The 12,019-nt window shown below is 41.5% G+C and carries 9 protein-coding genes, 2 pseudogenes and 1 riboswitch; of the genes and pseudogenes, 2 read left to right on the top strand and 9 right to left on the bottom strand.

Annotated features, from left to right (window positions below; translation table 11 throughout):
* Positions 1–149: 149 nt before the first annotated feature.
* Positions 150–229, bottom strand: a riboswitch (glycine riboswitch).
* Positions 230–642: 413 nt separating this feature from the next.
* The 3 genes from CUU64_RS16275 to CUU64_RS16265 all read right to left on the bottom strand — a co-directional run bounded on the left by CUU64_RS16275 (position 643) and on the right by CUU64_RS16265 (position 3,737).
* Complete coding sequence (locus tag CUU64_RS16275) at positions 643–1,830, bottom strand: ABC transporter permease (RefSeq protein ID WP_257985555.1); 1,188 nt, start codon at positions 1,828–1,830, stop codon at positions 643–645.
* Positions 1,811–3,256 carry an HlyD family secretion protein gene (locus CUU64_RS16270; RefSeq protein ID WP_101634677.1) on the bottom strand — a complete coding sequence of 482 codons (1,446 nt, stop codon included), beginning with the start codon at positions 3,254–3,256 and terminating at the stop codon, positions 1,811–1,813. The genes CUU64_RS16275 and CUU64_RS16270 overlap by 20 nt, the downstream gene beginning before the upstream one ends.
* Before the next feature lie 112 nt (positions 3,257–3,368).
* Complete coding sequence (locus CUU64_RS16265) at positions 3,369–3,737, bottom strand: MarR family winged helix-turn-helix transcriptional regulator (RefSeq protein ID WP_180954641.1); 369 nt, start codon at positions 3,735–3,737, stop codon at positions 3,369–3,371.
* Between the two features lie 344 nt (positions 3,738–4,081).
* Here CUU64_RS16265 and CUU64_RS22720 point away from each other — a divergent pair.
* Positions 4,082–4,519 (top strand): annotated as a pseudogene (locus tag CUU64_RS22720) (transposase); the annotation flags it as partial.
* A gap of 331 nt (positions 4,520–4,850) precedes the next feature.
* Here the strand turns inward: CUU64_RS22720 and CUU64_RS22130 are convergent.
* Positions 4,851–4,994, bottom strand: coding sequence for a hypothetical protein (locus CUU64_RS22130; protein ID WP_180954640.1), 144 nt, complete (start codon positions 4,992–4,994; stop codon positions 4,851–4,853).
* 557 nt (positions 4,995–5,551) lie between these two features.
* Between CUU64_RS22130 and CUU64_RS22715 the strand changes: the two are divergent.
* A pseudogene (locus CUU64_RS22715) lies at positions 5,552–6,399 on the top strand (IS3 family transposase); the annotation flags it as partial.
* 330 nt (positions 6,400–6,729) lie between these two features.
* On the opposite strand, the gene rlmD reads toward CUU64_RS22715, so the two are convergent.
* From rlmD to CUU64_RS16220, 5 genes are all read right to left on the bottom strand, one after another.
* Positions 6,730–8,121, bottom strand: a complete 1,392-nt coding sequence (rlmD, locus tag CUU64_RS16240) for a 23S rRNA (uracil(1939)-C(5))-methyltransferase RlmD (RefSeq protein ID WP_374702731.1) — start codon at positions 8,119–8,121, stop codon at positions 6,730–6,732.
* Positions 8,084–8,992: a DNA-3-methyladenine glycosylase family protein gene (locus CUU64_RS16235; RefSeq protein ID WP_101634670.1), complete on the bottom strand. Its 909-nt coding sequence runs from the start codon at positions 8,990–8,992 to the stop codon at positions 8,084–8,086. Before CUU64_RS16235 ends, rlmD begins: the two co-directional genes overlap by 38 nt.
* 77 nt (positions 8,993–9,069) lie before the next feature.
* Positions 9,070–9,864, bottom strand: a complete 795-nt coding sequence (gene pdaA / locus CUU64_RS16230) for a delta-lactam-biosynthetic de-N-acetylase (protein WP_101634669.1) — start codon at positions 9,862–9,864, stop codon at positions 9,070–9,072.
* Between the two features lie 103 nt (positions 9,865–9,967).
* Positions 9,968–10,162 carry a hypothetical protein gene (locus CUU64_RS16225; protein WP_101634668.1) on the bottom strand — a complete coding sequence of 65 codons (195 nt, stop codon included), beginning with the start codon at positions 10,160–10,162 and terminating at the stop codon, positions 9,968–9,970.
* A 124-nt stretch (positions 10,163–10,286) separates the two neighbouring features.
* Positions 10,287–11,861 carry a fumarate hydratase gene (locus CUU64_RS16220; RefSeq protein WP_101634667.1) on the bottom strand — a complete coding sequence of 525 codons (1,575 nt, stop codon included), beginning with the start codon at positions 11,859–11,861 and terminating at the stop codon, positions 10,287–10,289.
* Positions 11,862–12,019 lie beyond the last annotated feature (158 nt).

Here is a 12,019-nt window from a genome sequence, read left to right as displayed (position 1 = left end):
TGTAAAAGCTAGTATTTATCCAAAAAATTATACCTACTCCTTTTTTGGGTAAAAAAAAAGAGATTGGAGCTCTCCAATCTCTTAGGCTTCAGAATATAAAAAATACACTGTATTATCCTCGTGAATCAATAGAATAATAAATAATATTTTATTATACTTCTGTCCTTTTGCCTGAGATTGTGAACCCTTCGGCGTCGCAAAGATTTGCGATCTCTCCAGAAACTGCTCCTGCTAAAGTTTGACCCCTAGCATTCATCGCTTGTTTAGTATTAAATTGTATACATTGAATAATTCGACGTCGGCATCTTATTCTTACATGGTATTATACAATAATATAATGCAAATTAAAACAGAAAGAATATTGGTAAAATTCACTGCTGCCTAATTACAAACAAAACTAGCTAGCAGAGAAAAAATCCAAATATATTATATTAATAAATTTGTTATATTAATAATTAAACAAGTAGTTTTCTATCCTTTTAATACATGCAAAAAAACAGCTAAGTGGAAATCTTATCATCTTCCACTTAGCTCCTTTTTTGAACCCCTATTGTTCAACCTTATTTTCGTCACAGCCTTCACATAGCTTGAATAGTCAATTTTGCCTTCCTGCATTAGACAAAAAAGCGAATAGATTTAAGTTCACCGAGCAGCAGATTCCTTCATTAAATCAGGCATCAGATCGAGTTCTTCTTCAGCGGCAAACGACTCCAGTTTTTTCTTTTCTTTTAAAATTAGGAGAAAAATACCTATTAACAGTCCGACAATTAAAAGAGAAATTCCGCCAAGTTCAGGGATGAAGTAACGTAAATCGCCACCGCGTAATCCTACTCCACGAATAAATTTAAAGTGCCACGTTATAGGAAGGAGATTACTTATCCGCTGTAATGGGTCAGGCAGCATCATAACAGGGGATTGCACTCCCCCCAACAGAAATGCTGGCAATATAACTAACATCCCTCTCCCGCCTGCTTTTGCCGAGGTAGGAGCCGTCCATCCAAGCAACATTGCGAATAAACTTGCACTAATGGTGAATAACAGAAATGGGATAGACACTTGAGCGACATTTCCTTCAAAACGTAATCCCCCGAAATGCTTCAACAATCCGGTACTTAAATATAAAGCCGCACAGGCAATAACAGCGTAAGGAAGTACTCGGGAGATAATTCCTATCGGGTTATCTAAGGCATTTTTCAGTCTCTCTTCTTCTCGTAAACGAGGGACAATGGTTAAAACAGCTCCCGATAATAGTGATAGCATAATAGTATTTACAAAACCAATGACAGAGCTGCTCATTGTGTCATTCGTTGGATTGTATAAGAGGCGTTGCTGAATAGCCATGTTTGAAATGGTTCCGCTTGCCTGACTATCGCTTAAACCGGTTGCTTTAATTCTTCCCAGTGCGTAGGCCGAATTTTCTGCACTAAGAACCTCTGTCACACCGGAACGAACATTTCCCGTAGCTGCCGGGAGAGCCATATCTACATAAAAGCCTACATTCGTCTGTTTTCCCTGCAAACGTGAGGTCTCTAACCCTTCCGGAAGATATAGAACACCTACATACTTTTCATTGTAAAGCAACTTATTTGGATCGATAGAATTATGATAAATGCCCGACACATCAATATATTGGGACGCGTTCAATTTATTGATTAGCTGAAGACTGTATGCACTATTATCCATATCTACTATTGCAATAGGTGCTTCATTAATCTGGCCATTCTTAAAGACATATCCAAATACAACGGATATTATCAAGGGAACCGTTAGCATGAGCCATATAAACTTGCCATTAATAATATGGTTCCATTCATCTCTTAGCTGGCTCACCCAGTTTCACCTCCACAGTCATGCCCGGCAGCAATTGCGCAGTACGTTTCACATCTACCCGGACGAGAAAAGAACTGATATCAGGCTCCCCTTTTTCACCACTCATACGAATACTCGCATATTGCGGAGCAGGGCTAATATAGCGAACCTTACCTTGAATGTCTTTATTTAAGGAAATTATATGGGAAGGGATATTTCCTCCTGCTTTCAACTTTGAGATTTGAGTTTCATCTACATAAACCTCGAAATATAGTTGATTAGTTTCTAGCATAGCAACAGGTGATCCGGGGGCTACATTTTCTCCCACTTTAGGAACAACGCGCGTCACTTTTCCATCAATCGGCGCTCTTAACACCAACCTGTCCTTTTGGACCTGCAGTGCTTTTAATTGAACTTCCAGCGATTGCTTCTGCTTTGCAAGAAAGTCTATATTATATGCATTATTTTCAACATCCTGCCCGGCCTGCTGGGCTTTTGTTAAACCTACTTCCGCTTTTTCAGTTGTAACTTTTGCCTGCTCGCGTTCCTCTGATGTAGGACCTGCCTCCATTTTCTCTAGAACCGTTTGTTGTTGCGATACAGTATTTTTCGCTATGGCTACTTGTTTTTCGGCTGCCTCAGTCTGATTTCTTGCAGCCTCGATCTGAGCTTTTGCTGTTTCTACCTGAGTTTTCATTGCATCCACCTGGTTTTTTGCTGTCTCTAACCGGCTTTTAGCATTATCGACTTCATTTTTTGCTTTATCTAAATCAGCTTGTGAAATTAATCCTTCGTTAAATAGCTTTTGCATTCTATCATAATTGGTTTCAGCAAAGTCCAGTGATTGTTGAGACGATTTCTGTGATTCCAGCGCAGACTTAACCGATTGCTGGGCCGCTTTTTCAGACTGCTGTACTACTTTTTCGGATTTTTGTGAGGATTCCACGGCTTCCTGTGCCACTCCAACAGATTGCTGAGCTGATTGTACAGCCAGCTCCTGCTTTTTCAAATCTTCAGAACGTGTTCCCGAATTAAGCAAGCTTTCCGCTGCCTGAGCCGATTCAATCCCTAAACGCGCTTCCTGTTCCTGGGTGGTTACTTTGTCGTTCCCCATCTGTACACCATCTTTTGCCTGCTGAATTTTCACATCCATTTGGGAAATATCGAGCTTTAGTTTTTCAATTTGCAAATCAATATCTTTGGAATCCAGCGTCATTAAGACGCTCCCTTTTTTTACCTTTTGTTCTTCTGTGACCTGAATTGAAGCAACCCTCCCGCCTACCTGCTGAAAAGAAGCAGTGACTACATCAGCCGTCAATATTCCGCCTTTTTCTTGGGCCGCTACAGACACAGCATCCTTCCCATCCATAGCCATTAAGTAGCCGCCTCCCCCTAAAGCGCCTATTAAAGCTAGTAGAGCCACCGAGGAAACCATACGTTTTTTCATAATTTTTCTCTCTCCCATTTAAGTTTATACGTACATTTTTCATTAAATAGTTCGGAACCGTACTATTGCGGCGTAATGGATTTGTATAACATGGCATAACACTAATAAATTACTATTCTTTTATACGATTGAGGCCAATCCTAACTTTTTTTAATAAAGCTTGCAAAGATTTGTGGTCTTCCTTCGTCAATTCAGACATTAAATCGGCATTATGCGCAGCGTAAAATGGAAGCAATCGATTAATGATATCTATTCCAGCTTCTGTTAAATGGATAGCCGTCATTCTACCATCCTCATGGGATCCTCGCCTAATAAATCCATCTCCTTCAAGACCATTAATAAGACCTGTCATCGTAGAGCGTGTAACCTTTGCGTACGCCGCCAGTTCTGAAGGCTTGAGTGGAGATGGGAAACGGTAAAGGACCAATAGAATTTTAAATTTCCCCTGTGAAAGCCCAAAGTCTGATAACTTAGAACTCATCTCATTGCGAACTTCATGAGAAGTCTGTATCAAAGAAATGAGAGTTCTTAGAGCATCACTATCTAAAATTGGAAATTGTTTCTCGAACCATTCTATGTTTGAATTATTTTCCAACCAAACCAACCCCATCCAATATCCTAGGAATATTGTATGATTATGTATCATCTACGTCAAGGTAACTAAAAGAATTTCTACATCTGGTTTCCTATACATTCCGCCTTTTTCGATTATAAACTTTTTTCTGTCTTCAAATACTTCCTTCCTGATTTATTCTGCAATCATCTTTATTGCATCTTAATCACGTATAGGTAACCCTACAATGCTGTCCACTACTACCAATATCATCATTTATTTGGCTTCAATGCAGCTGGATGTACCTTGTCGCAATCATTGACTGGTATTCCCGGTACGTTGTCAGTTGGGAATTGGATCAGACACTGGAAATAGACTTTGTCCTGGAAGCCGTTAAACGGGCGCTTTCACAGAGCCAGCCGGTCATTTTAAACAGTGATCAGGGCGGTCATTTGACCAGTCCGAAATATACGGATTTGGTGTCTGAAAAGGATATTCAAATCAGCATGGATGGTAAAGGCCGGGCGCTGGACAATATTATTACGGAGCGATTATGGCGGACGCATCAAGTATGAGGAAGTGTATTTAAAAGATTACCAGACTCCCAGAGAAGCAAGAAAGAGATCGGCAGCTATATCGACTTCTACAACCAGGAGCGCCCCGACCAGTCATTAGGCTATAAACCACCTGTATCCATGTATGGCCTGTGAACGATTCATCCTGAAAAGAGTCTCCTTCTCACGGGTGAACCTGCCGAGGATTCGGCTACGCCCTCGCTTCGCTCGCTCTTGACAGAACCTCCCCAGAGAAGGAAAAATAAAAGAAGGATGAATTGCTCCCAAAAAATGTGTATAACTAGCCTCTTTTAGGCCCAGTAAGCACCTTGGCTCAAAAAAAGAAGACACTCAGGTTGCGTGCTGCCCCACCTTAAAAATATATAACTCGTGTGTTGACGATGGGGTCCACTTTAAACCGTATTTACAAGTTCATCATTCTTTACGAAAAGTTGGACATATAACACCTTAAAAGAATGTTCCTTTGTCATTTCTCCAATGTATTGACATGTTTGTCTACTTTTCCCTGTGCCTGCCTCATAATAAAAACATGGAAGTGTTGGTTATCCCATTTTTCTTGGTTGATTATCTGCTCTTTTAATTCCCTAAAATAAGTAGATCCTTGATTCATTTGATGATTCCTCCTTTTTAGACTGCTTTTGCCTATAAAGGATATAGAAAAAACTTTTGTATGTAGAAAGAGGAAATCGGTTCTATGCTGTTCTATAATATGCCCAATTATGTAAAACATAGACTATCATATATTGATAAAAATATACTTGATTTTATCTTTGTGGAGGAATTTGATGTGTGACATTGTTGGTTTGGCTACTCTGTTGAGTGTGTGGATATGTTTGTTTGTACTTTTTATGCTACTTAGTATGTTCAAGGTCAGTTACAACCCTTTACGCAGAATCAACTTGAAAACTACCTTATTCTTCACTTTTATTTTGAGTGTGCCTATAACGATGGTGATAGCTTTTTTTAATATGGAAATCCAATAATTTTTTTATCATCTTGCGTTATTTCCGTAAGAAAAAATCAATGACTGCAATAAAGCAGGTTTTTTTCTTTGGGTTAAAATTCAACAATGGAATTTAACTGAGCCTATTACATAGAAGTGGGCCGGCGGCGTAAACTTCTTTACATAATCACGATTTTGTATTAAGTCTACCTGCGCTGATACTAGGGACGAAAGTAAATGTGATACGGAATAACACACAAATACTCGATATCAGCAATGTGCAAAGTCCTTCAACTACCTAGAAGCACCTATTATTATGAAGAAAAAGTAAGAGTAGCAGAGGATGATATCACTTGGATGTCATTGAAATCTTCCAGGCGAGCCGTCAAAATTATGGGACTCGAAAAATTAAGGTTGAGTTAAAAAAACGTGGCCTAATCGTCTCCAGACGAAGAATTGGACGGATTTTGAAAGAGCAGGGTCTTGTATCCACGTATACCGTGGCCCAGTTTAAGCCACATACTAAATCATGTAATGAATCTGAGCTGAAGAATGAACTAAACCGTGAGTTTAACCAGGAAGAAGAAATGATAGTGATAGTGAGCGATTTGACGTACATAAGAGTCGATAAAAAATGGCGCTATGTATGTGTATTTGTTGACCTCTTTAATCGGGAAATCGTGGGCTATAGCACAGGACCAAACAATGATGCATTACTTGTCTATCGTGCACTTTCCTCCATCAAGGTGGACCTTCATAAGATTCAACTCTTTTCCATACAGATAGAGGAAACGAGTTTAAGAATAAGTTGAGAGATGATGCTCTAGGGACATGTAAGATTAAGCGATCACTAAGCATGAAGGGCTGCCCTTATGACAATGCCGTCGCAGAAGCAACGTTCAAAATCATCAAAACGGAGTTTGTTAAAGGACGAAGTTTTGATAGTTTAGAAGATTTGACACGAAAACTACATGACTACGTTCACTGGTTTAATCACATAAGAATTCATGGGACACTTGGGTATGTCAGCCCGATTGATTATAAACTTGAACACCTTAAGGAAATTGTCTAGTTAAGTGTTGAAAATCCAGGCTTTTCACCTGCTTTTTTTCAGGGTTTTAGGGTTCAGAGAACCCCTCTCCCTTTTCTTTAGACATCAGGTTTCTCTGGTTTATTGCACCGTTTTCCGTTCCGAAGTTACTTCTTGAGCCTCAACCTGTTCCAAATTCTCCGTTCTGAAGCGACATGCCTATTTAGAAAAGAAAAAGGATGGGATTCCTGTTCCCATCCTTTCTTTCCTGCTTGTAATTCCTGCCTTTGTCCACACGTTTTCCACAGATGTCAGAACTTTAAATTGAATATCCTATGGGTTTGTTTTAAAGGTCAGGAGTTTATTATTGGGCTACACTTTTAAAATTATCTGCGATACTACTTCAACATGCGACGTCTGTGGAAACATATCCACAGGCTGCATGTACTCTACTTTGTATAGCTTGCTTAATTTCTGCAGGTCCTTTGCAAGCGTGGAAGGATTGCATGATACATATACTACTTTCTTAGGTTTTACTTTTAAAATGGTTTGGAGCAGGGCGTCATCACAGCCCGTTCGTGGCGGATCCACTACTAGGACATCGGGCTTCCAGCCTTCTTTAATCCATTTTGGCAGGATTTGCTCTGCTTTTCCAACTTCATATTTGACGTTTTTCCGGTTATGGCGCTCAGCATTTTTACGTGCGTCTATAATGGATTCTTTGATTACATCCATCCCGCGGACTTCTTTCGCCCCTTCTGACAGCCAGAGCCCGATGGTGCCTACTCCGCAATACGCATCGACCACCCTTTCGTTACCAGTCAATGCCGCCGCTTTTTTCACTTCATCGTACAGCTTAACCGTTTGAACGGGATTTAACTGGAAGAAAGTGCGGGCCGAGAGTTCATAGGAAAGGTCGCCTAATGTTTCATTGATCACTTGTTCACCAGCAAGGTGAACGGTTTTTTCTCCAAAAATCAGGGATGTGTTCCTGTTATTCACGTTTTGGACAATTGATTTAACTTCCGGAAGCTGTTCCGTTATAGCTTTAATAATTAAATCCTTTTTAGGAAGACCTTCCGTGCTTGTAACAATAACGACCTGGACTTCGCCTGTTTGGAAACCGACCCGAGTGATCACTGTCCGTACAATCCCTTTTTTCTTCTTTTCATTATAGATGGAAATGTTCAGGTCTTTTAAAATTCGCTTAATCACCGAAGTTGTCTTATTGCTGGCAGGGTGCTGGACCATGCAGTTGGGCAGGTCGATTAAGCGGTGAGAATTCAGACCATATAAGCCCGCTATAACATCCCCGTCTTTCAGGCCGACCTGGAACTGGCTTTTATTACGGTAGTTCCAGGGGTTTTCCATGCCGATCGTATCTTTTACTTGTTGAGGTTGAAGCGGAAAACGTGCATAACGCTCCATTGATTGGAGGACGATATCCCGTTTTTCTACTAGCTGTTGGCTGTAACGCAAATGCTGGAGCTGGCAGCCGCCGCACTCTTCAAATACCGGACATGGCGGTTTTACCCGATGCGGCGATGGCTTTCTGATCTTTTTTATTCTTGCTTCTGAGAATTTAGGCTCCACTTTTGTTGCTTCTGCCACGATTTCTTCTCCTGGCAGTGCCCCGGGAACGAAAACCACTTTCTTTTTAAAATAGCCTACTCCCTCTCCATTAATGCCAAGCCGTTTTATTGTCAAAGGGAAGGTTTGCTTCACTTCAAGCTTCGTATCTTGCTGATTTGCCATCTTTTTCACTCCGTTTTTCAATGCTTCTCCATAAGTACAAAGAAGCATAGCTTAAGAATGGAGACCAGTCTTTGCTATAAATCTCCATCTCTTCCTGTGTCGGCTTTTGTGGAAGCCCATATAACTTTTGCAGTGCCTTTTGAATGCCGATATCCGCTTTCGGAAACAGATTCGGCCGGCCGACTCCGAATAAAAGGAAGCTTTCTGCCGTCCACTTTCCAATTCCTCTTATTTTAACCAGCCCATCGATAATCTCTTGGTCTGATTTCTTTACAAGCTCGTTTAAATCCAGCCTTCCTTCTACGATTTCTTTGGAAAGACCGATAATATATTCTGCTTTTCTTGCACTGAACTGGATTTCTCTCAGTTGCTCCACTTCTAATGCCGCCGTCTGCTCTGGTGTTGGGTAAAACCACACACCTTCAAATTCGAATCCAAACGTTTTTACGAACCGTTCTGTCAGCTTATAGGCAAAAGAAAGATTTAACTGCTGATGGATAATGCTTCTCACTAGACAGTCATAATAATCAAAGTCTAACACAATCGCAGTCCCATAATGTTTTTCAAAAATATCCTTCAAGTCAGTTTTCTCGAAATGGGCCGCAATTTCGCTTAGAGGCTTGTGCCAATGAAAAATCTTCTTTAGTCTTTCCATTGCCTGACTTTTTGGTGCATCCATCCCGCCTTTTATGACAAAAACAGGCTTGTCCATTCTTCCGATACTTTGAACAGTTAACACAACTGGCTTTTTTTCTATATATAGAGGTACCTTAATCATGCGATTTTCGGTGTCTACTACATGAAGAGGGTCCAATTGCAACCGTTCAAGGACCAGGTCAAAATTGTAGGGCCCCTGGACCTCCAGTGTTTCAGTCCACATAGAAATCCTTCCTTTTGCAGTTTTCCACGTATTATAGCATGTTTTGCTGCAAATTACCTGACACAAACATATGTCTATTAATAAAGCATCTGATCCGGCAGCTGCTGCCCGATCATTAAATCATCCAGACTTTTAAAGGTGTATCCCTGTTTCTCCAGTTCCGTGATTATGGAATCAAGTGCATCTGCATTATCCTTGGAAACTGTATGTAAAAGCAGGATCGCTCCGGGATGGATTTGTTTCATCACTTCTTTATAAGAGTATTGAGCCCCTTTTTGTTGATCCACTACCCAATCCTTGAATGCGAGTGACCAAAATATATGCTGGTATCCCTCTTTTTTTGCCACAGCCATCGTTCTTTCGCTAAAAACTCCACGCGGAGGGCGCAAATAGGCCATTTCTTTCTGTCCGGTGAGCTCTTCGGTTTTTTGTCGGACCATCTCAAGCTCCTGTCTGATTTTTTCGTTTGTAAGTGTTGTCATATCAGGATGGTGCCACGAATGGTTGCCGATAATGTGCCCTTCTTTTGCCATTCTTTTTACTAAATCAGGGGCCGTATTCAGATAATGCCCTGTTATAAAAAATGTACCAGGAACATGATGTTTTTTTAAAACGTCCAGCACCTTTGCTGTATAACCATTTTCGTAGCCATTATCAAAGGTGAGGTAAATCTCCTTTTTTGTCGTATCACCCTTATAGACCGCGCCATATTTCGCAATCATTTCGTCAAATACCTGCCCAGCTTCGGCAGGGACACCGTTTCTTCCTTTTCTAAATCCCCAGCTATGTGGTGAATTGGATTCTGCAAGAGCTTTAGTAGACAGCAACATAAAGAAACACAACGCCATAAGAAGAAGTGCCTTTGTCCTCATATTCGAATTCCTCCTGTGTTCCATTTTCTTTTATTGTCACATAACAGGAAGAAAATATACAAAATGGGCCGCCCGCTCATGTAATGCGGCTGCCCATCAAAAATTACTTAAATAAGGATTTGAAACCGCTCCAAATAAGGAATAGTGAAAGTACGAGTATATCAATAATACCTATTGCTGTTGTAACTGGGGCAACGGCTGAAACGATACTGTTCATAGTTCCAGTCATTTCAAGACCCGGCAATAAAACTAATGCAAAGCCAGATAAGATTGCAAGAAACAATAATCTAAAATCCATGATAATTCCCTCCCTTCCATACTAATTTATGCTATTCGCACGATTTGTGTCAGCGCTTACATTAGCAATTTCAAAATTTTATTCAATAAAAAAAGCCCACAGCAGATGCTGTGAGCATACGATACTAGTTAAATACTGGGTCCTTAAACTGGGCAAGCTTCTCCAAAGATGTTTGTGCAACATCTTTATGAAGACTGTTTCCATGTGAATCCATCGTGACTACAGCTGTGAATCCTTCTACCTTCAGGTGCCACATTGCTTCTGGAATGCCGAACTCCATCAGGTCGACACCTTCAACAGACTTAATGCAGTCTGCATAGTATTGTGCTGCCCCACCGATTGCATTTAGATATACACCGCCATGTTCCTTAAGAGCTGCAAGGGTCTTAGGGCCCATTCCGCCTTTGCCGATCACAGCACGAATGCCAAATTTCTTCATGATATCCCCTTGGTACGGTTCCTCACGGATGGAGGTAGTCGGACCAGCAGCCTTCACATGCCAGTTTCCTGCTTCGTCCTTCATCATTACAGGACCGCAGTGATAAATAACTTGCCCATTGAGGTCCACAGGTGAATCATGGTCTGTTAGGTATTTGTGGATGGCGTCGCGTCCTGTATACATCATGCCCGTAATATGGACGACATCCCCCACTTTTAATTCACGGATTTGCTCTTCTGTAATCGGGGCTGTCAAAACGACTTCCCGGTTTGTCGGAGCAGGAGCGGCTTCCGCAGACGCAGCAGTCTCAACAGCTGCCAGTTCTTTTTCTGCTTCTGCCGCAAAGTCAATGTTGTCACCTTCCTGATAAAGCCATTCACGAATGTCTCCTGTTTCCGGATTCAGTTTAACCCCTAAACGGCGGAAAGCCCAGCAGTTGTAGGCAACTGAAACGAAGAAGCTCGCTGGAATACGGTGCATGACTCCAATTTTACAGCCCAGCAAAGTAGTTTCGCCCCCAAAGCCCATCGTACCGATACCAAGCTCGTTTGCCGTCTCCATAATGTACTCTTCGAGCTTGCGCAGGTCTTCATGCGGATTCACATCATCAGCACTTCTAAACAATTGTTCCTTTGCCAGGTCATAACCGGAAGAACGGTCGCCACCGATCCCCACACCAATAAATCCGGCGCTGCAGCCCTGTCCCTGGGCTTGGTAGACCGAGTGAAGGATGCATTTACGGATACCATCAAGGTCGCGGCCGGCTTTTCCTAGCCCCTCCAGCTCGCAAGGAAGGCTGTACTGGATGTTTTTATTTTCACACCCGCCCCCTTTTAAAATGAGGCGTACATCTATGTAATCATTTTCCCATTGCTCGAACTTCATGACAGGGAGTCCAAGCCCAAGGTTGTCGCCGCTGTTTTTCCCTGTTAGGGAATCTACTGCGTTTGGACGCATCTTTCCTTGTTTTGTTGCTTGGATCATAGCATTCTTAATGGCTTCCTTTAATTCCAGCTGGTTGACGCCAACCGGAGTTTTTATTTTAAATGTCGGCAGCCCGGTATCTTGGCAAATCGGCGACACCTTCTCATCAGCCATAGAGATATTTTGTGTGATGGTGGATAAACTCATAGCTGACCGTGTTCCGGCGTTTTCACGTTCTTTTGCGGCTTTGATCGTTCTGCGGACATCTCTTGGAAGGTTCGTGGACGTCTCAACAATGAGCTTGTACATACTTTCTTGAAGCTTTTCAATATTCATGATACTTTTTCCCCCTCTTGCTTCCCTTTGTTCTCCAGCCGCCTTATGACAAGCAGTCGGATACCGTTTTATGGCGATTCCAATAATAGAATAATCGAAATTTTCATTCCCCGTCCATTATACTCCTATAGCTAAAAATAGAAAAGATATCTGTTGCA

The sequence above is a fragment of the Bacillus sp. V5-8f genome (assembly GCF_002863565.1).
GTDB lineage: Bacteria > Bacillota > Bacilli > Bacillales > DSM-1321 > Peribacillus.
This window is presented reverse-complemented; position numbering and strand designations above follow the sequence as displayed.